Below are 25,513 nucleotides of genomic sequence, written 5' to 3' on the forward strand. Positions count from 1 at the left end.
ATAGCGCTTGGCATCTTCATCCAGCGACCCCTCGTGAAGCCGAGCCGCAATCCCCGGCTTTTTGTTTTCAACCAGGTATTCACTGAAACGTCTAGGAGCAGATCCATAGGTCTGAATGGTAGCGGGATTCGGCCCGGTCGGCGCTGCCTTGTACTCTTTGATGGGAGGCGCTGTGTAATCTCTGATGAGCGCGGCGTCGGCAGGGTCGGGATTATTCAGGACAGCGGCGCGGTCCAGCACTGGCGCTCCGCCCGCCCACGTCTTGAGATGACCCACTGCTCTAGCCACGTCCGAGGAGCCACTCTTGCTCTCGTACTCCTTGAGATCCGGATCCAGCGACTCCTCGTGAAGCCGAGCAGCAAATCCCGGCCTGTTATTATCAAAGAGCCAACGACCAAAGCCGAGAAGAGAATTTACATGGCGCTTGACCGTGCTCTCCAATGCTGACCTCAGCCCTTCGACAATGGTCGCATCGTTGGAATAGAGAGGACCCTTGTCGCGACCGGAGACCCCTATTGGAGGATCTGGCTGCACCGCCGGCGGCACAGAACGAGCATGGTCACGCAACTCGGACGGTGCGGGGGGATTCAGATCAACCACTGACGAATCCGGCGCATNACGGTGCGGGGGGATTCAGATCAACCACTGACGAATCGCGCGCCGTTGAGTGACCCGGCTGCAGCACCGAGGCACCCAGCATGGACCCACTGCCTCCGGCGTAGGGCGCCGCGGCGTGTTCTTGTCCGCTCCCTTGCGTCATGAGTTGCGCCTCCCATGGCGATCGTAGAAGGTCCGCGTGCGGAATCGAGTCGAAATATCCCGACAAATCAGCGTCGACCATCTGCTTTTGCGACCGAGCCAGCGTTTCGGCCACCGCGGCCTCGCCAACCGCGGAGGGCGTCTCCTCAGCCCTGGCGAACGCTGGCCCGGCAGGCGCCGCCNAACCGCGGAGGGCGTCTCCTCAGCCCTGGCGAACGCTGGCCCGGCAGGCGCCGCCGGCACAGAACGAGCATGGTCACGCAACTCGAACGGTGCGAGGGGATTCAGATCAACCACTGACGAATCCGGCGCATCATGATGGCGCGCCCTTGAGTGACCCGGCTGCAGCACCGAGGCACCCAGCATCGACCCACTGCCTCCGGTATGCGGTGCCAGGTGCTCGTCCCCCAGCATCATGGGCTGCGCCTCCCATGGCAATGCACCCACTTGATGGGTGGGGGCCTGCATCAGCACGCGAGCGCCTGAATTGCCGATCTCGCTCAGCTGCTTAGCTTTCCCAGGGAGCTTCTCTGGCCGACCCAATGCCTTCTGCGGCCCGCTGTGCTGCGCAGCGGCGTCCCCAATGGCACGAGCCTCCATGCCGACTGCGTCTTCCGGACGAGCAGCAAGGGCAATTTCGCGCCCGAGTGCGGCGTACGGCGGGAACTTCCGGAGATGAGCTAGTGCACTGATCCACCGGTTACCACTGGAGTCCAAATAACGCCTGGCATCTTCATCCAGCGACCCCTCGTAAAGCCGAGCCGCAATCCCCGGCCTGTTGTTTTCATGCAGGTATTGACTGAAACGTCTAAGAGTAGCCGCATAGTCCTGAGTGGTTTTGGGATTCGGCCCGGTCGCAGGCTCTGCCTCGTACTTTTTGATGAGAGCCGCTTTGTAATCTCTGATGAGCTCGGCGTCGACAGGGTCGGGATTCAGGGCAGCGCGGCCCACCATTGGCGCTCCGCCCGCCGACTCTTTGAGACGACCCAGTGCTCTAGCCACGTTCGAGGAGCCACTCTCGCGCTGGTACTCCTTGAGATCCTGATCCAGCAACGGATCGTCCAGCCGAGCAGCAAATCCCGGCTTGTTATTATCAAAGAGCCAACGACCAAAGCCGAGAAGAGAATTTACATGGTCCGTGACCGTGCGCTCCCCGACCTTACCGGCATAGAGTGCTGACCGCAGCCCTTCGACAACGGTCGCATCGTTGGAATAAAGAGGACGCTTGTCGCGACCGGAGACCACTACTGGAGGATCTGGCTGCACCGCCGCCGGCATAGAACGAGCATGGTCACGCAACTCGAACGGTGCGGGGGGATTCAGATCAACCACTGACGAATCCGGCGCATGATGATGGCGTGTTTCCCCGGGAACAAAGTCCCGTACGAACACCGAGTCTGGGTTGCCTTGGTCCGGCGCGACTGGAGCCAGGGCTCTGTCGTGCAACGCTCGCGCTGACTGGCCGAGCCGCTTGATCCGCTGGTGAAACGTCCCAACGGGGCTTTCCTTAACCGCGTCTCGCGCCTGTCGGTCCATGAGTTCAAAGTTCGTGAGATAATTTGCCGTTCCAGATGTATCGTCACCCATGAGTCGGGTTTGTAGTGCCTGCCGATTGACGACGAGGTTGTTGAGGTTCAGGTCTGGCAGGTCTGGCAGGTCTGGCTGCCATCTTTGCAATCGCCCAACCAGCGCCCGCGTGCCGTTCACCACGTAGACTCCGCAATCCCACTCGTTGCTCTGCTGGGCGATGCGGGGTAAGTCCACGCGGGTCTCCAGGCTGGCGCCCAGCCTTTCTGCGAGGTGTTTTGCAAGCTTGTCATGCCATCCGCTGACGGAGTCATAATGATAGGCAACCGGCCGTTCCCGGTCGCTGCGATCAACGAACAGCAGCGACCAATGTTTGCCGCGCTCCGCAAGAGTCTTACCGCCATCGCTCACTGGCACGAACAGGAAATCGGCTGTGTCGTTACCGTTCTGATTATGGACGATGCGCTGGAATGCGCTTAGCTTGTCGCTCTCGGAGCCCAAGCGCAGATGATAATTGGCTACGAGGGGATCCACGAACCGCGTCCGGGCGGCGAGTTCTGGATTGTTCCCCTGCAACTCCTGCTCCAGGAGCTGGTAATCCCTGTGGATATGTTCGTCGCCTAGCAATTGCAATGCGCCGAGCACCCGCCCGCTGGGGTCGCCGAAAACACCAAAAAACCCTTCGACCGCGGGGGACATCCCCTCAGGAAAGAGCTCTGGCGAGGCGGAATTCCCCGCCCGCAAGCTGGGCGGAGCGAATTCCGGTGGCCTCAGTGGCACCTCCTCGCTTGGTAGCAGGTTGCTCCTGTCCTGTGCAGCGATCCGCTCGTCCGGCGCGCGCTGGTCGCCGTCGCGCCAGATCAGGGGACGAAAGGACTCTGCGGGATCCGAGGCTTGGTGATGGTGCCCAGTTGGTACGAAAGACGATGGCAGAACAGCGGCGTCTTCATTAGCTTCCCCATGGAGCTTCTCTGGCCGACCCAATGCCTTCTGCGGCCCGCTGTGCTGCGCAGCGGCGTCCCCAATGGCACGAGCCTCCATGCCGACTGCGTCTTCCGGACGAGCAGCAAGGGCAATTTCGCGCCCGNGCGTCCCCAATGGCACGAGCCTCCATGCCGACTGCGTCTTCCGGACGAGCAGCAAGGGCAATTTCGCGCCCGAGTGCGGCGGACGGCAGGAACTTCCGGAGTTGAGCTAGTGCAATGATCCTCCGGTCACCACTGGAGTCCTTATAGCGCTTGGCATCTTCATCCAGCGACTCCTCGTGAAGCCGAGCCGCAATCCCCCGCTTGTTGTTTTCAACCAGGTATTCACTGAAACGTCTAAGAGTAGCTCCATAGTCGTGAATGGTTTGGCGATTCGGCCCGGTCGCAGGCGCTCCCTTGTACTCTTTGATGAGAGCCGCTTTGTACTCTTTGATGAGCACGGCGTCGGCAGGGTCGGGATTCAGGACAGCGCGGCCCACCATTGGCACTCCGCCCGCCGACTCTCTGAGACGACGCAGTGCCACAGCCACAGTCGAGGAGCCACCACTGCTCTCGTACTCCTTGAGATCCTCATCCAGCGACTCCTCGTGAAGCCGAGCAGCAAATCCCGGCTTGTTATTTTTAAAGAGCCAACGACCAAAGCCGTAAAGAGAATTTACATGGCGCTTGACCGTGTCCTCCTTGGCCTTACCCGCGTAGAGTGACCTCAGCCCTTCGACAACGGTCGCATCGTTGGAATAAAGAGGACGCTTGCAGCCGCGACCGTCGGAGACCACTATTGGAGGATCTTGCTGCACCGCCGCCGGCACAGAACGAGCATGGTCACGCAACTCGGACGGTGCGGGGGGATTCAGATCAACCACTGANAGCATCGACCCACTGCCTCCGGCGTACGGCGCCGCGGCGTGTTCTTGTCCGCTCCCTTGCATCATGGGCTGCGCTTCCCATGGGGCCGCGCCTTCGATGAGGCTCAGGTCTCCCTGAGACGGATGAGGATGGAACGGGTCTGGCAGAGCCGGAACGCCGGGGGCGGGAATTTGGGCAGCGGCTTGGCGCGCCTCGCCCGAGCGCTGCTCAAAGCCCTCTTGCCCGGCCTGTGCCGCTTGCTCTTGAGATGCCGGGGGCTGCACCTGCCGCCAACCTGTTACATTGGATAGGTCAAATTTGTGCCGGTTCACGCTAGCCTCACGTCCACAGATCAGCTGAGCAACTACTCGGGCATACTTACGAGAAGCTGACGAGGTCCGCGGTCCCGGAGCGGGTAGGCCTAATTTTCTGCGCGCCGATTGCGCTGGCGCGACGTAGCCCGGCCTTTTGCCAGCTCGGCAGCTACGGCTCGCAAAGAGCGTCGTAAGGCTTGCGGAGCCGCCCCTCAGCTCCCGTCGAGGAGCAATCCACAATTCACATATTTGGAGATGGCTCGCTGGTTTACCGGTGCGAGCCCTGCAAGCCCATGCTTCAGATGCCGCCCGTGCAGAGGTATTTCATTTCGAGGTAGTCCTCGAGGCAATGGCGGGAACCCTGCGTCAGCGGGAGCGTCAGCTACATAGTCGATAACACGCGCTTTTTACCTCGGTCTCGGCTCGCAACGATGGATTGCTAACGGCGAACTCATGCTGGTCGGCAAGGCGATACTGGCTGGAGCATCAACTCGGCCGACGAGAGTGGCCACACCATCCTAGACAGGATCGGCCGATATGCCCGGCATCGCCGCTCTGCAAAAAGCACAGCGGGCATCCAGACGTTGCCGGGTTGACTATGGGTGTCCGAACCGCGAAAAGGGGCCGCTCTTTATGAGTGGCGTGCGCTGGCAGTCTAACCCCAAGCCCCCCGCCCGGGCTGCCGGCGCGCTTCTAGGAACATCGAGGTAGATGACGAGACTCCGAACTACATTTCCAAAGCTATCGGTGGATTCACATTTCAAGCCCGATCGATTTCCTACAGCCAGGCGCGAACGTTCGATTGGAACATTCAGAATTCACATCAAGGTGCACCGCTATTGCGTCCCGAACAGGTTCGGCTGCTCGATGACGACTACGAGNCATTCAGAATTCACATCAAGGTGCACCGCTATTGCGTCCCGAACAGGTTCGGCTGCTCGATGACGACTACGAGATTGTTCTCATCAAAGGTCTGCCACCATTAAAATTGAGGAAGGTGCGATATTTTTCGGATCGCATTCTGAAACGCATCTTTGAAAGCCAGACAGGCGCCCTCCCGGAGCCGGCGCCCTTGACGGGAGCAGAGGAGGCGCTCTCCGCAGAATCTCAACTCGATGACCCGCTGTGTGAATTGGCGCAGGACTTTGACGATACAGTTTGATGTGAGGCTAGTATGAACCCGCGAAATAGTAATCCATCCCGTGTAACAGCTTTGTCGCAGGTGCAGGACGCCGGCTTGGAAGACGGGCAAGCGGTCCAGGCCCGGCGAGTGGGCTTTGAGCAGCACGTGTCCGAGGCGCTCCGGCCGCTGTTCGATGGTCGAGCTGACGAGCCGCCTACCGGTCCAGAGGAGCTTCTGCGACTGGAAAAGGGGTTTCGCGAGGTGCTTCAGCGAGGGCAGGATCATCAAGCCGCCTCGTCTTTTTTCAGCGATCCAAGGATGCCCGCTGGACGGGATGACCCCAAGGGAAGCGTGTCGGACGCTTTCGCAGCAGCCGGCTCTAGGCACGCCGGAGTTGAGGCCGCCGCCCCGCCAGTGTTAGCTGCCAGCCAACAGCAGATCCGGCCCTCGCCAGTTGCGTTTGACCGACCGGTATCATCCTCGGCTGCTGCAGGCGTGCGCTTGTATGCCCCTTCGATGATCTCTCGGAAGACCAGTTCCGAAAACTGCGATCAGTTGCCCGCCTTGTGCTGCCGCCTCGCCGTCGAGGTCGAAACGCCCGCGAATCAATGGAAGGTCAGCGGGCCATGGGGGCAGAGTGCAACGGCGTCTACACCGCCTATTTGAGGGGAGAGGTACACTTGGCTTTCCTGTTCCAGCAGCATCCGGCCGCACACCGACGCGATGGGGAGCTAGAATTCAAATCGGACCTTCGCAAGGCACGCACCGCGGATCAAACGCCGTTCGTTTGGGAAAAATGGCTCAGTACCGACAAAGCTTCTGTAATGGCCCTAGTGGCCTCGGTCGCGCTCTTGGTCGCGATACAGTGGCAAGACCCCCAGATCAACGAGGCGGTCCTAAGCGAACTGCGGACGATTCAGATCAACTACGCATTGCTCCAGCGAGACGTCGCCCGCGCCGACATGGTATTGGACTTCCGTTCCGTTGCTTCTACCGGGCAAGCATTAAAAAGGAACCTTCAAAACTACCAACGCCTTGTTGAGATTTCGCCCAATGAGAGCTCCGGGGTGCACTCCAGGTTGGTTGCACAGCTCAAAAATTCCCTCGAAAACACAGAAGCTGCCATCTCGGCCTCGGCCGCGCAAAATGAGCTTCTGCAAAGCTCTCTCGTACGCTTTGCTCGCTCGGCTAATCGCCTTCGGGGGGGATTGTCGAACAGGCCTGAATTTTCCAATCTGATCCTTCAATTTTCGGCCAGACCGGGATTCAGCCTCGCATTACAAATCGATCAATCTCTCCGCCGACTTCCTCCTAGCCAGGACCAAGTCACGGAGGATGTTGCCCGCGAGGGCCGCGCTATCCTGTCCTCAATGTTGAGGTTGGACCGCGCTGTCAATCGGATCCCATCCTTCGACACGTTCGCCAAGGCTGCCGAATTGGAGCGAGAACATCTGAAAGCCTACAGCTTCGCCAGCGCGCAAGCGCAGCGTACACGACTTTTCTTTGGCTTGGTGTCCATATGCCTCTGCTTGTTTGCGACCATTCGAGCCTCCACACTGCATGTGCGGACGAACCGGTTGGAAAGGCGGTTAGAGCTTGAAGCGGCGATGAGTGAGATCGAAGCTTGTTTCATCGACAGTCAAGCAACGAAGGCTTCGCGGCGCTTCTCCACCGAAGCAGCGCTTAGACTCATTCAATGCGTTTTCGATGCAGATCAATGCGCGCTTGCTCTGGTGGATCCGAGTATCAGCAGGAATACCGAGTACTTTGTCGCGAACAAGCGCATGCGCGTCTGGAACGCCACGCTAATCCATGAAGTCGTCTCACTTGTACACCCGGAACAGCCAGTGTTTCGCGTCGTTCCGGCGTCGGAAGTGGTTCGGACTGCCGTAGGCACTACCGGTGTTTGTCAAATTGTTGGTTGCAGGGCCTCCGATCAGCAGGCTGCCGTTTGTATCCTTGTTTTTGAAGGAGATCGCTCACCACCCTCCACAGACGACCTCCTGGTTCTGGCGAGCGCTACTGTGCGTTTAGGCAACCATCTTGAAATGCAACGTGTACACACGGAACGTAACCTTTTTGAGAGTCGATGGGAGCATGCGGAAAGGCTGACGGCTGTCGGCACAATCGCAAGCGGCGTTACACATGAATTCAATAATGTTCTAGGAGCAATAGTCGGCTACGCGGAGATGGCTAAAGGTCTTGTGCGTCGCCCCTCGAGAATTCGGGGCCACATCGGCCAAATTATCTTGGCCAGCAACCGAGCCAAACTGATTATTGATCAAATTTTGTCACTAAGCCGAAATCGGAAGCGCGTGAAGATGCCTTTCGACGTCTCGGAGAGTGTAATGGATCTCGCGCCATTGCTGCGGGTTACACTTCGTGCGGATGTTCAGTTGAACTTCAAGATCAACGAGTGGCAAACGGTGATCGAGGGCAGCCCGACCGAGATACAGCAGATCCTTATGAATCTATGCAAGAACGCGTCGGAGGCTCTCTTGAATGAGGGCCGTGTCGAGATTAGCGTTTCTCGCGCTCACGTCTGTCAAACGAAGCCCGTGGCTAAGGGCACCTTGAAACCGGGAGATTACGTTCTCCTCTCCATCAGCGACGATGGCCAAGGAATCGCAAGTTCGGTGCTTCCGCATATCTTTGAGCCCTTTTTTACCACGCGCTCTCGCGTCGGCGGGACCGGACTGGGTCTTGCTGCAGTGGACCGCCATGTGAGCGCGCTCGCAGGATGCCTTGACGTCACCTCGGCTGTTGGCCGAGGTACACGCTTCGATCTCTACTTACCGGCCTGCGCTGAGGAGCAGGTCAGAGCTGATAGCGCTTTCGGCCCATGCCATGGATCACTTGGCAACGGAGAAATCATTGCAGTCGTTGACCCCGATCCAGCAGCGTTGGAGATCTACAAGGATAAGATCGCCGCGCTGGGTTATAAGCCGGTCGGCTTCGCGACCTTCGAGAGTCTTTGCGACTGGATCGAGAGCGGGAAGGCAGCCGACCTCCTAATTTTCGATAAAGCGACTTTCCTCGGGCCAGGACAGCCCGAAGCCGTACGTACCACCCTGATGACGGTGCCCATCATCGTCGTTGGTGGAAGCGACCCCATGCCGATCACATCTGGTAATCAGACCTTCGTCCTTTGGCTAGCCAAACCGGTCTCGTCCAGGACGATGGAGCATGCAATTCGTAGGATGATAATGGCATGATGCCGCCAACGCGCTCAGGATACCGAGCTATCGAGGCAGTCGGAGGCGGAGCCGGCTGGGATCCAGCAAATACAAGAGCGTCGGACGATCTCTGCGCACCCGGCTCATGGCGAGTTCCCCTCGAACACTGTCGTCGGCTTCCGCTCAAGGAAGGCTCCCCGACCACGGCAAACCTGCCGCCGTGCTCGTGACTGTCAAGGACAAGTCGCCGCGCGATGGGGTCTGCGGGCCTCCATCCTTGACAAGTCACTGCGCGCTGGCGGCGACAGGCGACGGGTAATATAAGGTCGGGACGAGGAGATGGTCGCCAATCGGTCACGCAAGATGGTTGACGAGATGACTCGAGAGCAAAGCTTGACAATCATCGCCCCATTCACGCCAGACTTCTCCTGTGCGTTCATCATCGGCCACGGCTCCTCGCTGCCCCGACAAGGCTATCGCCGCCCGGCCGGGCAAGCGATATCCCAGGTTCCGACGTGTTCCTTCATGCTTGATGGACCTAGGCCCCGGCAGGCATGTGGCTGGGTTCTCGGTCGCGGATCTGTGAGGCAAGCACGGGGTAAGCGACGGCTCGACCCACCATTGGGAAGGCCGGCTTCGGCACGGAGGTGCGGCCTCGGCGTTGAGAGGCATCGGATCGGGTGTAGCAGGACTTTCGAACTAACTGCCGACAACACACTGGATAGGCCGTTCTCGTCGTTCGGTCCAGTTCACCAACCCCTATGTCGACATTTTACGGCGCTTCACTACTAACCGGGCACCGCACGAGGTTGTGTGCGTCAAGTTCTGCAAAATGGGCGATCATGAAACTGGTCATGCGGCTTGGCGTAGAGCGAGCTTCTTGTGCTCGCGCAGATCATCCATGTTGATATAGCGGTTGGCCTCCATCCAGTTTTCGTTGGTTTCGACGGCCAGCGCCCTGACCAGGCGCAGGCAGCTTTCGGCGTTCGGGAAGATGCGCACGACATAGGTGCGCCGGCGGATTTCCTCGTTGAGCCGTTCAAGCATGTTGGTGGACTTGAGGTGCTTGTGATGCTGACGCGGCAGCCGGAAGAAAGTCAGCGTCTGTTCTATGGCTTCTTCCGCCCAGGTGGTCAGCCGCGGGTAGCGGGCGGACCATTTGGACAGCCACGCGGCGAGATCGGCCTTGGCCTCGGCGAGATCGCGCCGGTCGTACAGCCAGCGCAGTTCCTGCAGACAATCGTCGCCGTGCTTCCTGGGCAGGTGATCGAGCGCGTTCCTGAGGAAGTGGACGTAGCAGCGCTGCCATGCTGCTTCCGGGATCACCTCGCCGATCGCCGCGACCAGGCCGGCATGGTCGTCGGACACGGCCAGTTCGACGCCCTTGAGACCGCGTCGTTTCAAGCCGACGAGGAAGTCCTTCCAGGCCGAGCGGCTCTCGCGATTGGCCATCTCCACGGCCAGGATCTGCCGGCGCCCGTCCCAGTCGATGCCGACCGCGATCAGCACCGCCTGGCTCATCACGATGCCGGCTTCGCGCACTTTCTCGTAGCGGGCATCGAGAATGAGGTAGGGGAATGGCTCCTGAAGCGGTCGTTCGGCAAACGCCTTCAGGCTCTCGTCCAAGCGCTTGTTGATGGCCGAGATCGACGAAGCCGAGAACGCATGACCGCACAGCTCTTCCGTGATCGCCTTGACCTTGCGGGTCGACACGCCCTGCACATACATCTCCGCAAGCGTCGCAACCAAGGCCCGCTCCGAACGCTGGTAGCGCTCGAACAGCTCGGTGGAGAAGTGACCCGCCCGGTCCTGTGGAACCCGCAGCTCGAGCTTGCCGACCCGCGTCACAAGGGTACGGCCGTAGTAACCCGAGCGATACCCAAGGCGCTCGGGCGTCCGTTCGCCCTTCGAAGCACCCAGCGCCTCCCCCATCTCGGCCTCGAGAACCTCCTGCATTACTGCACGATCACTTCGTGCAGCCCCTCCGGGTTCGAAAGCAGAATGTCTTTGACGGCAGCGCTGGTCGATTTACCTTCTGTCTTGGTCATGGTGGCGTTCCTTCGCGGGAATCGGTGACGTTGAACATCACCAGCCTGCCATGACCGCCCTCTCTCAGCGAATTTGCAGAACTCTCAGCACACTACCAGTTTGATGTGGCGTGCCCTACCCGAGGGGTAGGTCACGCCCAGGCCCACGGGATCACACACCAACCCCAGCTAACCTGGTTTGAACGGAGCAAGCCTCCGACGCCGCCCTAATCAAAAACGCTGCAACAGATCCTTCAAATCAATTTGCAAGATTTTTACAACCGATCAGTCGTTGACAATGGTACGGCACCGCGAGTCTGAGGTCCGGCACGGCTACAAAAGTGACGCCGGTACCCTCGGACCGCCGCCAGCACGCAACATCGGGATTAACAGCAATGGTAAGAAGAAGAGCGCTCATATTGGTCGAAGGCCATAGGGGTACTGGTCAGCTATACGTCCAAGCGGCTCAGTGTCTTGGTCTTCATCCAATTACTCTGACGGCTGATCCACCTCGGTACGACTATCTTTCGGCGGAAAACGTTGAGGCAATCCGTGTCGACACTGGCAATCTCGAAGCGTTGGTCCGCGAAAGTTCGCGGCTGCGTGCTACCCACGACATTGCTGGCATTACTGGCTTTGCCGGGGACCATGAATCGATCTATGCGACAGTTGGCAAGCTTTGCCGGCATTTCGATCTACCGGGACCGAACCCTGAATCGATTGAACGAAGCTGCGACAAATTCAAGCAACGCCAACTCCTCGCGCAGGCCGGCGTTCCAATACCGGCTTATCGGTTGGCAACAAATGCGGCGGAGGTAGAAAGCTCGGCTGCAGAGATCGGCCCGCCCGTGATTCTTAAGCCGGCAGTAGGCAGCGGCAGCATGGGTGTCCGATTGTGCCGCAGCCTCGAAGACGTAGCCGAACATACGACCTATTGGGCGGAAAGCACATATGGCGGTCTACACCGAAAATACTCGTCGAAGAATTCGCACAGGGCCCGTTCTATAGCATTAATGTTATGGGGAATGAGGTCGTTGCGATTTGCGCCAATGACTTTGGTCCCCTCCCCCATTTCGTCATACGTGAGGTGACGTATCCGGCCCTGCTAACCGATCAGGAGCGTGAGCGCATCGCCGATGTTTCGCTGAGCTGTTTGCGGGCTCTCGGCCTTGGCTGGGGGCCAACTAACATTGAACTCCGGTGCACGAAACGCGGCCCAGTTGTCATTGAAGTCAATCCGCGTCTTAGTGGCGCGCCCGACCCTCAACTGGTCCAGTTAGCTTACGGTGTCGACCTCGTCACCGAGCACATCAAGCTTGTCATCGGCGAGGAATGGGATCTGCGCAAAAAGCATTCGCATACTGCGGCCGCGCGATTCCTGCTTCCTGATCAAGATGGCACCCTGGACTGGATTGGTGGCGAAACTCAGGCAGCTGCTATATCAGGTGTGGCCGAGGTCAAATTGAATGTTGAACCCAAGACACCGATCGTCAGGAAGGGGGATTTCCGAGACTGGATTGGACATGCCATTGCCACTTCGCCCAGCCGTGCTGAAACCGAGGGCGCCCTTCAGCGAGCGGCGACTTGATCGATTGGTCGATCACCCCTTTTCCGGCGACAATAGGAGGTGATCGAGAGCACGATGTTTGTGGGGCGTTCGGGCGGCCCACCAGTTCTGTTCCGATCAGGCATTGACGGCTTAAGATCCTTGAAACGCAGCAGTTCCGTCTACGTCAATGTCACATCAAGTTTGACGAGGCAAATGCAGCTTTGGCCACACCTGCCTTGTCTCCCGCAGAACTTCTCCGCGACCCATGGCGAGGCCGTCGGCCCAATTTGGGACCAATTTGATTGCCGCCCACCGCCGCCGCAGGATGAACATGCGCTTGACAAGACAACCCCGGCCCGTTCAACTTGAGGCATTCACCAGGGGAGTCCCGGCAAGGGGCTGAGATACTGCTGGCTTTCGCGGCGCAGTGACCCGTTGAACCTGATCCAGTTCATACTGGCGTAGGGACGGTGCAAGCGCTTTGCGGGAGTTTACGCCCGAGGTCCTGTTTCGGCAGGTCGACAGAAGCGTCTTTTCATCCTTCCGGCACAGAACTGGGTCTCCAATGCATGAGCAAAGGAGCCTCACGATGAATGCCCTTACCCCCGCCGTGTCGACGGGACCGCTGCCTGCTTCGCGTAAGATCCACAAGCCCGGTGCCATCCACCCGCAGATCAGGGTGCCGATGCGCGAAATCTCTGTCCATCCGACAGCCGGCGAGCCGCCCGTCACCGTCTACGATCCGTCGGGCCCCTATACCGATCCGGCTGTCGAAACCAGCATCGAAAAAGGCCTGGCCCGGCTTCGCCACGAATGGATCTTGGCGCGCGGCGATGTCGAGGGCTGCGACGGCCGCCATGTCCGGCCGGAGGACAACGGATTCGCCACCGGCGAGCGCCTGACACCGGAATTTCCGATACGCAATCGGCCGCTCGAGGCCAAGCAGGGCAAGGCGGTGACCCAACTTGCCTATGCGCGGGCCGGCATCATCACGCCAGAAATGGAGTTCGTCGCCATCCGCGAGAACCTTGGTCGCGAGATCCTACGCGGCAAGCTTGAGCGCGACGGCGAGGCTTTCGGCGCGACGCTGCCCGATTTCGTCACGCCCGAATTCGTGCGTGACGAGGTGGCGCGCGGACGGGCGATCATCCCCGCCAACATCAACCATCCCGAGAGCGAGCCAATGATCATCGGCCGCAATTTCCTGGTCAAGATCAACGCCAACATCGGCAACTCCGCCGTCACATCATCGATGGCCGAAGAGGTCGAAAAAATGGTCTGGGCGATCCGCTGGGGCGCCGATACGGTGATGGACCTGTCGACCGGCCGCAACATCCACAACATCCGCGAATGGATCGTCCGCAACGCGCCGGTACCGATCGGCACGGTGCCGCTCTACCAGGCGCTCGAGAAGGTTGGCGGCATTGCCGAGGACCTGACCTGGGAGGTCTACCGCGACACGCTGATCGAGCAGGCCGAGCAAGGCGTCGACTATTTCACCATCCACGCCGGCGTGCGGCTGCATTACATCCCGCTGACCGTTGACCGGGTCACGGGTATCGTCTCGCGCGGCGGCTCGATCATGGCAAAATGGTGCCTGCACCATCACCGGGAAAGCTTCCTCTACGAGCACTTCGCCGAGATCTGCGACATCGCCAGAGCCCACGACGTCTCCTTCTCGCTCGGCGACGGTCTTCGTCCAGGCTCGATCGCCGATGCGAACGACGCGGTGCAATTTGCCGAGTTGGAAACGCTCGGCGAACTGACGCAGATCGCCTGGGCGAAGGATTGCCAGGTAATGATCGAAGGCCCCGGCCACGTGCCGATGCACAAGATCAAGGAGAACATGGAAAAGCAGCTCGCCGTCTGCGGTGAGGCGCCGTTCTACACGCTTGGCCCGCTGACGACCGACATCGCGCCGGGCTATGACCACATCACCTCCGGCATCGGTGCTGCCATGATAGGCTGGTTCGGCACCGCAATGCTTTGCTACGTCACGCCGAAAGAGCATCTCGGCCTTCCCGACCGCAACGACGTCAAGATTGGCGTGATCACCTACAAGATCGCCGCCCATGCAGCCGATCTGGCGAAGGGCCATCCGGCAGCGAAAGTCAGGGATGATGCGCTTTCGCGCGCGCGCTTCGAGTTCCGCTGGGAGGACCAGTTCAATCTGTCGCTCGACCCGGAAACCGCGCGGTCCTTCCACGACCAGACTTTGCCCAAGGAAGCGCACAAGGTGGCGCATTTCTGCTCGATGTGCGGACCGAAATTCTGCTCGATGCGCATCTCTCACGATATCCGTGCCGAGGCGCAGAAAGAGGGCATGGCGGCGATGGCGGCGAAATACCGCGAGGGCGGTGATCTCTACCTGCCGGCGGACGAGACCGGCGCACCGCTCATACCTCAGCCACGTGAGCCATCATGAAGGTCTTGGTCAAAGGAGGGGGCGTTGCCGGCCTCACCGCCGCCTTCGAGTTCGCCGCACGCGGCGCGGCGGTTACCGTTGCCGAGACAAGGCCTGCCCTTGGGGGCAATGCGTCGTGGTTCGCCGGTGGCATGTTGGCGCCGTGGTGCGAGCGTGAAAGCGCCGAGAAGCCGGTGCTGGATCTCGGACGCGACGCCGCCGACTGGTGGGACGCCGCAACGCACGGCTTGGTAGCACGACGGGGAACGCTGGTCTTGGCCTCGCCGCGCGATGCGGGCGAGCTCGACCGGTTCGCCAGCCGCACGACGGGCTATCGGCGCGTCGAGGAAGATGAAATTGCCTTGCTGGAGCCCGACTTAGCCGGCCGCTTCCGCAGCGGATTGCTCTTTCCCGATGAGGGCCATCTTGATCCGCGCCAGGCGATGGCAGCACTTCATGACAAGCTCGCGGCCATGGGTGTTGAATTCCACTTCGGCGCCGATGCGCAGCATGTTTTTGGTTTCGATCGTCAGATCGACTGTACGGGAATGGCAGCCGCCGATAGCAGGTTGCGCGGTGTTCGCGGCGAAATGCTCACCCTGCGTACCCCTGATATCTCACTGTCGCGCCCCGTCAGGCTGCTGCATCCGCGCTTTCCACTCTATGCAGTGCCGCGCACCGATCACCGTTTCATGATCGGAGCGACGATGATTGAAAGCCAGAGCGCCGGACCGGTGACGGCGCGTTCCATGATGGAGCTGCTGGGTACCGCCTATGCCCTCCACCCGGCCTTTGGCGAGGCCGAGATCGTTGAAACCGGTGTCGGCGTCCGCCCAGCCTTTCCCGACAATTTGCCGCGCGTCGAAACGAACGGTGAAATCATCGCGATCAACGGGCTCTATCGTCACGGTTTTCTCCTGGCTCCCGCCATGGCGCGCCAGGCTGCCGACCTGGTTTTCAGTCAAGACAGAACCAAGGAGCTTGCTCATGAAACTGATGGTCAACGGCGAAGCGCATGAGGTTGCCGCCACCACGCTCGCCGGGCTGCTTGCCGCGCTTGACTATGAGGGCGATTGGCTGGCGACGGCCGTCAACAGCGACCTCGTGCACAAAGCCAACCGGGCGGAATTCCAATTGAACGACGGCGACCGGATCGAAATCCTCTCGCCCATGCAGGGAGGCTAGCATGTTCGACCTTCTTGGAACGACGCTTCCCTCCCGACTGCTTCTCGGCACGGCTCAATATCCTTCGCCGGCCATCCTTGCCGATGCGGTCAGGGCATCGGGCACGGCGGTGGTGACCGTCTCGTTGCGCCGTGAGATGGCAGGCGGCAGGGCCGGCGAAAAATTCTGGTCGTTGATCCGATCGCTCGGCGTCAAAATCCTGCCCAACACTGCTGGCTGCCACTCCGTCAAGGAAGCTGTCACGACCGCGAAGATGGCGCGAGAAGTCTTCGGCACGAGCTGGATCAAGCTCGAAGTGATCGGCAACCATGACACGCTGCAGCCGGATGTTTTCGGTCTGGTCGAAGCCGCCCGCATCCTGTGCGAGGACGGTTTTGCTGTATTCCCCTATACCACAGATGACCTTGTCGTCGCCGAGCGGCTGCTGGAGGCGGGCTGCAAGGTCTTGATGCCCTGGTGTGCACCGATCGGTTCCGCCCTCGGGCCGGTCAACATTCCGGCGCTGCGCTCGATGCGCGCACATTTCCCTGAGGCACCTCTGATTGTGGATGCAGGGCTCGGGCGGCCGTCACACGCGGCGACTGTCATGGAACTCGGCTTTGATGCCGTTCTCCTGAACACCGCGGTTGCCAAGGCGGCCGATCCGGTCGGCATGGCGCGCGCGTTCGGCAAGGCGGTCGAGGCCGGTCGTGAAGCTTTCAGCTCGGGAATGCTCGAACCGCGCGACGTCGCCATGCCATCGACACCGACCATCGGCAGGGCAGTATTTTCATGAAGCTCGATCCCTTCTACCTGATCGTCGACAGCGCTGCCTGCATCGAACGGCTGGTGCCGCTCGGCGTCAAGCTGGTGCAGCTGCGCATCAAGGATAGGGACGAGGCCACGCTGCGGACGGAAATCCGCCGCGCGAACGGCGTCTGCGCGGTCCATGGTTGCCAACTGATCGTCAACGACTATTGGCGGCTCGCAATTGAGGAAGGCTGCGGTTTTGTCCATCTCGGCCAAGAGGATTTGGCCGCGGCCGACCTGCTGGCGATTAAGTACGCCGGATTGAAGCTCGGGCTCAGCACGCACGATCATCTCGAACTGGAAACGGCCATCGCTGCCGAGCCCGACTATATCGCGCTCGGCCCCATCTATCCCACCATCCTGAAGAAGATGAAGTGGGCGCCGCAAGGGCTCGAACGGATCGGCGAATGGAAGCGCCGGGTGGCGCCGATCCCGTTGGTCGCCGTTGGCGGCCTCAACCCTGATCGGCTCGACGGCGTTTTCGAGGTTGGCGCAGACAGCGCGGCAGTGGTGACCGACATCACGTTGAATGCCGATCCCGAAGCGCGCACGCGGCAATGGATCGAAAAGACAGAGCGATGGCGCTAGGGCGGGAACCGCATGTGCTCGTGGTCGGCGGTTCGGACTCCAGCGGCGGAGCCGGAATAGCACGGGATATCGAGACGATCTCTTCCATTGGCGTGCGCACCTGCCTTGCTGTCACCGCGCTAACGGTGCAGACGCACCATGCGGTCATGGAAATTCACTCTATGCAACCCGGTCTGGTGGCCGGTCAGATGCGTGCGGGGTTGCAGGCCAACAAAGTGGCGGCCATCAAGATCGGGATGCTCGCCACGGTCGAGATCGTCATTGCGGTTGCCGGAGTGGTGCGCGAAAATCCGCAGGTCCCGGCAGTGCTCGACCCGGTGCTGGCGTCGACGTCAGGCCGGGCGCTCCTGGAAGCCGGCGCCATCGCCGCCCTGAAATGCGATCTGATGCCATTTTGCCGTCTGGTCACCCCCAATCTCTTCGAGCTGGCACTCCTTGTTGGCTCTGAGCGGGCAGTGGATGAGGACGGCGTAGTGTGGCAAGGCCAAGAATTGCTGGCGGCCGGCGCGCGGGCTCTGCTGATCAAGGGCGGCCATGCAACGGGACCGCAATCAACCGATATTCTGTTGCGCCCCGATCACGAACCAGTCCGCTTTGACACGCCGCGTCTTGCCGCATCGATGCGCGGGACGGGCTGCATGCTGGCCAGCTCGATTGCGGCACATCTGGCGAAGGCGCAATCAATCGAGTACGCCGTGCGCCAGGGCAAGCTCTTTGTGTTAGAAAAGCTTCGGAAAACCCCAGCCGAATAGCCGTAGAGCCGGCTCAAGCGTTCAGCGGCTGACGCTGAAATGGAAGCGGTAGCCCTCCTGCCCTTTTATCACAGGGCGTGACGGATGAGGCTGCTTTACAGATCGGAATTCAGCGGCGCCGAGACAAGCTGCCCTGCCAGGCCGGGAAAGTCACGGGACTCTTCCTGCGGCGAAGCGCACTGGCCAGTCAGGCATGGGGATGCACCCGTGCCTCCTGGCGAGTGTGAGGCCACAGGAGCGAGGCATTTAAGCGCGGCGGAGGCCGCCGGACCTGGCCCTGCAGTGCTGGAGCAAAGCAAAGGCCGGTTTGAGACGATTCCGGGGATTTCTACGAGGCTGCTCGCGACGCCGGCGTTGAGTTCTACCAGCTCCTGAGCGGCATACGCGACCAAACCCGGTTGAGTGTCACCGCAGGGATGTTCCACGAGTGGGACAAACAGCTGCGGGACTGGCTGGTCCGCGAATTACGAAACTGGCATCGAGGGGATACGGCAGCTGCGAAGGTCTGTTAGCGGATTCGCCAAGCAGGCCTCCTGGAAAGTTTCGGCTGGAAAGTCCGAAGCACGGACTACTTCAAGACGCTCGATGCGTGCCGGTTGGTGGTCAACCTCAACAAGCACGGCGCCGGAAAATGAGCTATGACGGATTTTGGGGTGACGGGGTTGATCAAGCGGCGCTTTGCGGCTTCATTTGATGACCTCGATCCCGTCCTGGAACCTGGCACCTGCGAGCAGCTTCGGCAACTGATTTTGTCCCTTCAATCGATGCCAGTATTTGGCGGCGGCCATGACGAGCTTGAAGACCATCAGCCTGGCGGTCTTCGACGATAGGGAGCCGTTCGTGTGTACCGTTCGGCGGCGAACGGTGCAAAGACGCTCTCGATCGGGTCCGACGTTTGCAGTTGATCCCAGTGTTCGACGGGGGAATCGTAGAACGCCAGCAACGTCTCGCGATCCTTCTTCAGGCAGTCGACCGCCTTGTTGTACTTCGCGCCGTATTTCTCGGCGAACACTTCGATCGCCATTTCGGCTGCTGAGCGTGCCGGGGCGCCGTAAATCTCGCGCAAATCCGTCTTCATGTTGGCCTGCACCGAGAGCGGCACCTTGTTCAGGACGTTGGCGGTCTTGTGCACCCAGCAGCGTTGGTGCCTAGTGCCGGGAAAGACCTCGTCGAGCGCGTTCCAGAAGCCAAGCGCGCCATCGCCGACGGCAATATCGGGCGCGATCTTCAGGCCACGCCGCCTCACGTCGACCAGCAGCTCGCGCCAGCTTTGCGCACTCTCGCGAATGCCGGTCTGGAAGCCGACGAGTTCCTTTTTGCCCTCGGGCGTGGCGCCGATCAGGACCAGCATGCATTCGACTTGGTCTTCCATCCGCGCCTGCAGGTAGACCCCGTCCGCCCACACATAGATATAGCGGCGCGCCGAAAGATCGCGCTTTTGCCAACGCTCGTAATCGGCGTTCCACTCAGCCGCGTGATCACCGAGGGTGAAAGGTTCGGCGCGTCCTTGCCCACAAGCGCGCTCAGCGCTTCCTGAAAATCGCCCGTCGAAACACCGCGCAGGTAGAGAACGGGAAGCAGCGCATCCAGACTTCGCGTCCGACGCGCCGATTTCGGCAGGATCGATGAGGCGAACCGCACCCGATCAACCTCGCCATTCGCGCCGCGATCCCGGATCTTCACCCGCCTGACTGGCACCAGACAGATGCCCGTCTGGATGCTCCGCTCCGGGGCTTAGGAAACTCTATGCTCACGCAACAGGCGATGACCGGCCTCGCGAATATGGAAGTCCTCGTCCTCCCGTAAACGATATGCCCAAGTAAGATGTCGTTTCTGCTCATGAAGGGCTCCTTCAGCAGTGAGATTACCCTTTCTCGCTTTCCCGCCACTGGGCTGTCGTACCACGTCAGAAGTCGCGCAAGTCGATCAGGCGTTAGTAATTTTGGCCGTTTCAGCAGTAGGTCTAGAGCGGATAGGCGATTGAATGAGTTCAACTGTCTTCGAGATGAGATCTTGGCGAAGTTTGATGGGAACCGACCCGAGAGGGTCCATGGCGATTGCCAGCGCTTGGAGTACGCCCTTGTAACCAGCATCGCCTTCAACGGCCTCCAGCAAGGCCTGGCAGACCTCCGTCGCGCCCCCAAGCGTCGCCGCGAACTCCAGCACCTCCGACCATTCCGGGATTTGTGCCATATCCGCAACAGCCGTGCGACGAGCCATTTCTTTCAGCCTCAGCACATACCGGGCGGCCACATACTCTCCGATGGTCTTGTGAACGAACGTGAAAGCCTGCTCGCCGTCATGGTGTAACCGCTCTATGACGCCGAGCGCCTCCCAATGCGTAATCGCTTCGTCGACCTTCTCGCGCGCGGAAAGGACGGGCACGCTCAAATCGATAGACAACGCCTACGCACAGGCATCCTCGACTGCCTGAGCCGTGGTTAGAGGATGGAGGGTGAGCTGATAGCCCAGAAAGTCCAGCACCCATGCGCGTATCCCCGGGGCAATCGAGCTAGTCTGGCGAGGCGAAGGCTCGGATTCGATGAGATCGACGATCTGGCGGTAGAGGTCGCCGCGGCGACCTGTCAGTGTAGCCTTGCGGGCCAACAACGATGCCGACAGGCCGAGTAGCATGGGGCTTCGGGCGGCTAGCTTTCCCGCCTTTGAGCCTTTGATCTTCTCGGCAACAAACGCGTAGGAGTCCGCGAGGCTCCTGCTGGATGGCCGCAGGATTTCGTCTAGCAGGCTGGCAAGATTTGGCGTTACGCTTGTATCGTCGAAAGGCGTCAACTCATAGTGCCTCCATTCGACCAGGGCCGCCGGTTGATAGCCGACTGGTCGGGTGACGACAACGAGGCGGGCACCGGGATGCGCAGTTGCATACGCCAGCAGCCCTTCTGCGACGGCACTCTGCATCGATCCGCATTCGTCGAGCCCATCGCAAAGCAGCACCTAGGGTCCGGGCAGGAGGCGTTCCGCGCTTGGTACAGGGGAGTCGCCCAAGGCGATCTGGAAGAACGCCTCGGCGAAGGTCTCGCCCCTGTCGCGCATGCGCGTTGCAACGGATTTCAGCGATGCGCGTGCAACCGGGACATTGTCAAAAGCATATGTCGCCGCCAAACGCTTCAATACTGTAGATTTGCCAATTCCCGGCCCGGCGACCACCACCGCCTTGCGGTAGAAGCGGCCGAGGGTTAGTGGATCGATGAATTTGGCGTCCCGGACATTGCGGTCATTCCAGCCGTGATAGCGGCGCATGGCCTCCTGAAGGCCCGCGGTCTCCGTTTCCGTCTCTGGTAATTTTACCCGGCAAGACACCGGAATCCATGCATCCGCCAATGAGAGCGCATGGCCGACTCCGATAATCCGGAACTTGCTGTTGTTCTCGATCGTCCAAGCGGATAGCGCAGCGGCGGCGACCGTGGGCATCCGCATATCGCCAAGTGTGATGCCAAGGCCCTGCTCCGACAGCAGCCTTCCGATCGAAAGGGCGTCACGAGCGCTTCGCCGCTCAATGAGTAGGGCGGCATCAGCAAGCAATACCGACCACGCACGCGTAGCGTCGGCGGGATTGGTCATCAAGCTCTCGAGACGATTGACTGCAGCTCGAATATCAGCGGCGTCGGAGGTGAGCGCTGCAATGTTTTGTATCGCGAGGCCTTGGCAAACCTTGGTCGATGACAGGTCGGCCTCGAGGAGTCGCTGCAGGAACGCTTGGCCTGTATCAGTCAGATCGTCTGTTCGTCCCGCCGCGATCCGTAAAATATCTTCCGCTAGGCCGTGAGCGATAGTTTGACTTGTCCCCGACGACACGGCGAGCAGCCCAAGAGCGATATCGCCATGGTGGACGCCGCGAGCGAGCTTCATGATCGCCTCCCACATGTCCGCTCCAACGCGAAGGCGTCGCTTGGCCTGGACTTCCGCCTTGCGGCCGTCGGTAAGGACGAGGCGTATGTCGTCGCCCGCTCCTCCGGTTTCGGACCAGACATCAATGGGTATTGTGGACTGTGCCGCCCACCAATCCAGGGACCGCCCGGTAGCGCAGGCCACCAGTGCAATTGCTGTAGCAGCTGCCTGGAAGTTTAGGCCGCCCATGGCAGCAGGACCGCCGCCTCCGGCGCGAGGCACTCTCTTCGGGGTCTTGAGCGGTTTGGTCAACGGTTTCATTTCAGGACTTGGTATCGATCTCTCACTCATGAAGCAGCCACCGGCCGTAGCTGAGGCGATGCCGAACAGACGACAAGCATTTTCGATCCTCGCGTCATCGCAACATAGAGGTGTTTGGCATCCATCTCTGTCACATCGAGGATGACCGCAACGTCGGCTTCCAAGCCCTTGAGTGTCAACGTGCTCCCGACGCCACGCGCCGGAAGCGGCCTCCCGCGGAAACGGTTTTCCTCGCGTGCACGGATTGCTGCTTCATGCAATGACGACGGATCGTCTTGAATTGCTGAATTAAGCGCCCGGATGCATGCGCTCATCACGGTGGGCCGGTGCTGACGTGTGCCCGGGCGTCTGTTCGCCTCAACCAGCAGCTCGACCGCACTCTTGAATGTGCGCTCTTGCTCAAAAGCAATGGCGGCTTGTTCCGTCTCCGTCGCCTCTTTCCGCTGGCGCCCGGCCAGCAAGGTCGTGACGCGCTGCTGAAGGTCGGCCGCTCCTACATTCGTCATGACGCTCTCGGCAAAGCCGAGAAGCTGGCTTAGCGCGTCAGGTGCATCGAGCCTGAACTTCAGCGCGAATTGGATGAAGTCCTTCAGGTCAACGCTTTCGACTGTAACCGCGCCTGGCGTCTGGCTGGCGAACAATCGCTGGCCCGGCGGGTTCTTGCTGTCACCCATGATGAGCACAGTCCCCTGGCCGCCCTCCACCTTGGACAGCCCCGCCCGCAGGCGCCGCTGGTGATCCTCCGTGCCATCAAGGTGTACCCACCGAACCTCGGGCGGTGCGCCCGTCAGATCAACCATTTGCCTGTCTTTCAGGGCTTTCCGGACGTCAAGTAGCCATCGGCCGAACGCCTCCGTGCCTGCGTTTATCCAGCGCCATGGTGTTGTCAACTCGCCCGCGCTCGGGAAATATTTGAGAACGTTGGTATCCCAGTCAGGCAGCGGCCCGCTGAAGCCGAATACGGCCTGCATGGGGTCACCGAGGACGCATGTCGGCAAGCGGCGGGATGAATAATAGACCAAGGCGTGCTGTGACTGGGAACAATCCTGATACTCATCAACAATCTGGCGCGAAAAGCTGGCGGCGAGGATATCATCGACGTGACCGGCTTTCGCGAGTTCGGCGGCGGCCTTCTGGATCGTCTTGTAATCGGTGCGGGCATTCGTAATGCGCAACACCTCGGGTGGAACACCACAGCGAGCCGGGAACATGGTTGCCAGCCTAATGGCCCAGCCATCCAGCGTCATAAGCCGGTAGGCCGCCGAGGGCACGCCGAGTTGCTGGAGCCGGCCCCGTAAGGCAACCACACCGGCAACTGTGTGTGTGAGTATGAGTGCCGGCTTTGCATAATCATGTTCCAGCAAGTTGACCGCGATGAGGTGGGTCTTGCCACAGCCAGCTGGTGCGGTAACTGACCCTCGCATGACCGCAAAGAGATTAATTTCAGCGGCCATTGCGCATCCATGCGAAAAGCGCGTCAATGATCGCGACAAAAGACGCGTCCGCGTGTTCAAGCCCCGGTGCGATAATAAGACGCGCGGCGTTTTCCATCAATGTGACCTGCTTGAACCAGCCATTGCTACGTGTGCTGGAAGCCACGCCGAGCAATTCACGGGTGGCTTGGTCGAAATCGCCAAGTAGGAGCGCGGTGTCCACGTCGTTGTAGGTCGTCAACCCGCCGGACTTCGACTTGATATGCTCATCAATAAGGTCTTCGCCGTGCAACTCGACGGCATAAACGACGAGATTACCTGCGGCATTCTCTCCGAGGCTTAAGAACAGCTCCTGTTCGAGTTTGCGCTTGGCGGGCCATTTCGTGACCGCGCCGCTTCCTGCCAGGAACGCCGCTTCGTCGGCGGCATCCGGCTCAACATCGTCATCTCGAAGCACGTGACAACGATAGCCAAGTTTTAGCAGCGCATTGGCCCGTTTATAGATATTGGCAACCCCGCCGGCATCGAGCAGCGCGACGCCAAGTGCCGTCAGTGACTGCTCGCCCTGCGCAACGCGAAACTGATCGAGCCCTCGCAGCAGCCCCACCTCGCTCGCCCCTTCACAGATGATGACGGACGGAGCAAGGAATGCTTCCGGATCACGACGGATGGTGCTCTGGACGTCATCTTCGGCGCCGACGGTTTGTACCGACACCTGACCGCCATTGCGCCTGACGATCATCAATTGTGTGCCGCTAAGCTCCTGCAAAGCCACCGGTGAATGTGTCGTCGCGAATACCTGCAAAGGCAGATTGGTGTCCTTGCTTCCGAGAGATCCCAGCAGCCGATGGATGCGATGCGGCTCTAGGCCATGTTCGAGTTCATCGACAAGCACCATAGTCGCCTCTGCCGCGGCCTTGCGTTGCAGGCCTGCTGTCAGAAGGCGCGTCGAGCCCACGCCGAGAGCACGAAGGGGAATCCCAGTGTCGCTGTGCAGAGAAATGCTGCCGCCGCTGAAGGACACCGAGTGGGCGTCAAGCATGGCTTTTACATTGTCGCCCACCTGGATACCGAGTTCATCGGCCGTGTCTTTCACGACTGCCAGTGTCGCGCCCAGTTGGGCACCGGCACGGTCGCCGAAGCCGACACGTGCCTCGCGCGCGGCTTTCACCAATTCTGCCGAGATGTCGGCTTTCTCTTCTGAGAGCTTGTTCAGCACGGACCCTCTGCGCCAGGCGAGGTTACCGTCCGCAAACGCACCGATGCGTGTGGGCGCGATCGCCTGCCGGTCAGCCCACACCAGGTTCCGGACCAGGCCTGCATCGGCCGCGCGCTTCGAGATGAGCGTCCAGACCGGCTCGAGATCACTATCGACACTGAGATTGACGGCAAGCACGGTTTCGCCCGCCGCCTCCGGCTCATCCTCCAGCTGCGCCGTTTCCACGATGAAATTGCGGACATATAGTCCGTAAGCCTCGATGTTCTTCAATCGGTCGGTTAATGCCCCGATGGTGCACGAGATCGAAATCGGCTGCGTCACGTCCAGGTTGAAGAAGTCAGCGTCGGTTATCTGGAGATTGCGGCGCGCACCGAGGCAAAGGTCAATGGCGTCGAGAATTGAGCTTTTGCAGCTATCCCCGGGGCCGATCAGGCAATTGATTCCAGCGGATGGAGCCCATGTAAGCTCCTTGATCCCCCGGAAATTTACAATCTCTATCAACCGTATACGTGCCATGATGCCTCCCCCAAATCAGAAATATGTACCGCAGCGACCATCGGTCGGAAGTATTGCCTCGCCGTGCATCCTACGAGGAACCCGTTTGATACCCAGTGTTTCCAGTGGTCGGATATCCGTTACATGAAGGTTACATCGAAATATTCACAAGTC

The 25,513-nt window shown here is 60.2% G+C and carries 13 protein-coding genes, 5 pseudogenes and 1 riboswitch; of the genes and pseudogenes, 9 read left to right on the forward strand and 9 right to left on the reverse strand.

Going from position 1 to position 25,513, the window contains the following annotated elements; translation table 11 throughout:
• A pseudogene (locus tag X727_RS1000000168180) lies at nt 1-600 on the reverse strand (hypothetical protein); the annotation flags it as partial.
• 156 nt (nt 601-756) lie between these two features.
• Nucleotides 757-2,985 (reverse strand): Ulp1 family isopeptidase, encoded by a 2,229-nt coding sequence (locus tag X727_RS1000000165760; protein ID WP_245274226.1) that lies wholly within the window; start codon nt 2,983-2,985, stop codon nt 757-759.
• Nucleotides 2,986-5,142: 2,157 nt separating this feature from the next.
• Between X727_RS1000000165760 and X727_RS1000000169260 the strand changes: the two are divergent.
• Both X727_RS1000000169260 and X727_RS137030 read left to right on the forward strand, forming a co-directional pair.
• Nucleotides 5,143-5,594: pseudogene (locus tag X727_RS1000000169260) on the forward strand (type IV secretory system conjugative DNA transfer family protein); the annotation flags it as partial.
• A 641-nt stretch (nt 5,595-6,235) separates the two neighbouring features.
• The gene (locus tag X727_RS137030; RefSeq protein WP_031204782.1) at nt 6,236-8,770 is read left to right on the forward strand and encodes a two-component system VirA-like sensor kinase; all 2,535 of its coding nucleotides are present in this window, start codon (nt 6,236-6,238) and stop codon (nt 8,768-8,770) included.
• Nucleotides 8,771-9,583: 813 nt separating this feature from the next.
• Here X727_RS137030 and X727_RS01000000165185 read toward each other — a convergent pair.
• Nucleotides 9,584-10,779: pseudogene (locus X727_RS01000000165185) on the reverse strand (IS256 family transposase).
• Between the two features lie 374 nt (nt 10,780-11,153).
• Between X727_RS01000000165185 and X727_RS01000000165190 the strand changes: the two are divergent.
• From X727_RS01000000165190 to X727_RS137000, 7 genes and pseudogenes are all read left to right on the forward strand, one after another.
• Nucleotides 11,154-12,453, forward strand: a pseudogene (locus tag X727_RS01000000165190) (acetyl-CoA carboxylase biotin carboxylase subunit family protein).
• A gap of 223 nt (nt 12,454-12,676) precedes the next feature.
• Nucleotides 12,677-12,793: riboswitch (TPP riboswitch) on the forward strand.
• 103 nt (nt 12,794-12,896) lie between these two features.
• Nucleotides 12,897-14,732 carry a phosphomethylpyrimidine synthase ThiC gene (thiC, locus tag X727_RS137025; protein ID WP_023835288.1) on the forward strand — a complete coding sequence of 612 codons (1,836 nt, stop codon included), beginning with the start codon at nt 12,897-12,899 and terminating at the stop codon, nt 14,730-14,732.
• Complete coding sequence (gene thiO, locus X727_RS137020; RefSeq protein ID WP_023835289.1) at nt 14,729-15,730, forward strand: glycine oxidase ThiO; 1,002 nt, start codon at nt 14,729-14,731, stop codon at nt 15,728-15,730. Before thiC ends, thiO begins: the two co-directional genes overlap by 4 nt.
• Nucleotides 15,699-15,896, forward strand: coding sequence for a sulfur carrier protein ThiS (gene thiS, locus X727_RS137015; RefSeq protein WP_023835290.1), 198 nt, complete (start codon nt 15,699-15,701; stop codon nt 15,894-15,896). Before thiO ends, thiS begins: the two co-directional genes overlap by 32 nt.
• A 1-nt stretch (nt 15,897) precedes the next feature.
• Complete coding sequence (locus X727_RS137010; protein WP_023835291.1) at nt 15,898-16,671, forward strand: thiazole synthase; 774 nt, start codon at nt 15,898-15,900, stop codon at nt 16,669-16,671.
• Nucleotides 16,668-17,273, forward strand: a complete 606-nt coding sequence (locus tag X727_RS137005) for a thiamine phosphate synthase (protein ID WP_023835292.1) — start codon at nt 16,668-16,670, stop codon at nt 17,271-17,273. The genes X727_RS137010 and X727_RS137005 overlap by 4 nt, the downstream gene beginning before the upstream one ends.
• Nucleotides 17,264-18,025, forward strand: a complete 762-nt coding sequence (locus X727_RS137000) for a hydroxymethylpyrimidine/phosphomethylpyrimidine kinase (protein WP_023835293.1) — start codon at nt 17,264-17,266, stop codon at nt 18,023-18,025. Before X727_RS137005 ends, X727_RS137000 begins: the two co-directional genes overlap by 10 nt.
• Before the next feature lie 686 nt (nt 18,026-18,711).
• On the opposite strand, the pseudogene X727_RS01000000165195 reads toward X727_RS137000, so the two are convergent.
• The 6 genes and pseudogenes from X727_RS01000000165195 to X727_RS136975 form a co-directional block, all read right to left on the reverse strand.
• Nucleotides 18,712-19,756, reverse strand: a pseudogene (locus tag X727_RS01000000165195) (IS256 family transposase); the annotation flags it as partial.
• 195 nt (nt 19,757-19,951) lie between these two features.
• Nucleotides 19,952-20,428 (reverse strand): hypothetical protein, encoded by a 477-nt coding sequence (locus X727_RS136995; RefSeq protein WP_023835294.1) that lies wholly within the window; start codon nt 20,426-20,428, stop codon nt 19,952-19,954.
• 3 nt (nt 20,429-20,431) lie between these two features.
• Nucleotides 20,432-20,941 carry a hypothetical protein gene (locus X727_RS136990; protein WP_023835295.1) on the reverse strand — a complete coding sequence of 170 codons (510 nt, stop codon included), beginning with the start codon at nt 20,939-20,941 and terminating at the stop codon, nt 20,432-20,434.
• A 36-nt stretch (nt 20,942-20,977) separates the two neighbouring features.
• A complete protein-coding gene (locus X727_RS136985; protein ID WP_155923626.1) occupies nt 20,978-21,907 on the reverse strand; it encodes a hypothetical protein in 930 nt (309 codons plus the stop codon).
• Nucleotides 21,908-22,218: 311 nt separating this feature from the next.
• The gene (locus X727_RS136980) at nt 22,219-23,646 is read right to left on the reverse strand and encodes a UvrD-helicase domain-containing protein (RefSeq protein ID WP_023835297.1); all 1,428 of its coding nucleotides are present in this window, start codon (nt 23,644-23,646) and stop codon (nt 22,219-22,221) included.
• Entirely contained in the window at nt 23,636-25,360 is a 1,725-nt protein-coding gene (locus X727_RS136975; protein ID WP_023835298.1) for an ATP-binding protein, read from the reverse strand. The genes X727_RS136980 and X727_RS136975 overlap by 11 nt, the downstream gene beginning before the upstream one ends.
• Between the last annotated feature and the right edge of the window lie 153 nt (nt 25,361-25,513).

It is taken from the genome of Mesorhizobium sp. L103C105A0 (genome assembly GCF_000502215.1).
GTDB lineage: Bacteria > Pseudomonadota > Alphaproteobacteria > Rhizobiales > Rhizobiaceae > Mesorhizobium.

Bases quoted from the DNA above. Each gene is read 5' to 3' on its own strand.
- thiC (WP_023835288.1), top strand. From the start codon at position 12,897: ATGAATGCCCTTACCCCCGCCGTGTCGACGGGACCGCTGCCTGCTTCG.
- thiO (WP_023835289.1), top strand. From the start codon at position 14,729: ATGAAGGTCTTGGTCAAAGGAGGGGGCGTTGCCGGCCTCACCGCCGCC.
- thiS (WP_023835290.1), top strand. From the start codon at position 15,699: ATGAAACTGATGGTCAACGGCGAAGCGCATGAGGTTGCCGCCACCACG.
- X727_RS137010 (WP_023835291.1), top strand. From the start codon at position 15,898: ATGTTCGACCTTCTTGGAACGACGCTTCCCTCCCGACTGCTTCTCGGC.
- X727_RS137005 (WP_023835292.1), top strand. From the start codon at position 16,668: ATGAAGCTCGATCCCTTCTACCTGATCGTCGACAGCGCTGCCTGCATC.
- X727_RS137000 (WP_023835293.1), top strand. From the start codon at position 17,264: ATGGCGCTAGGGCGGGAACCGCATGTGCTCGTGGTCGGCGGTTCGGAC.
- X727_RS136990 (WP_023835295.1), bottom strand. From the start codon at position 20,941: ATGCAGAGTGCCGTCGCAGAAGGGCTGCTGGCGTATGCAACTGCGCAT.
- X727_RS136985 (WP_155923626.1), bottom strand. From the start codon at position 21,907: ATGTGGGAGGCGATCATGAAGCTCGCTCGCGGCGTCCACCATGGCGAT.
- X727_RS136980 (WP_023835297.1), bottom strand. From the start codon at position 23,646: ATGGCCGCTGAAATTAATCTCTTTGCGGTCATGCGAGGGTCAGTTACC.
- X727_RS136975 (WP_023835298.1), bottom strand. From the start codon at position 25,360: ATGGCACGTATACGGTTGATAGAGATTGTAAATTTCCGGGGGATCAAG.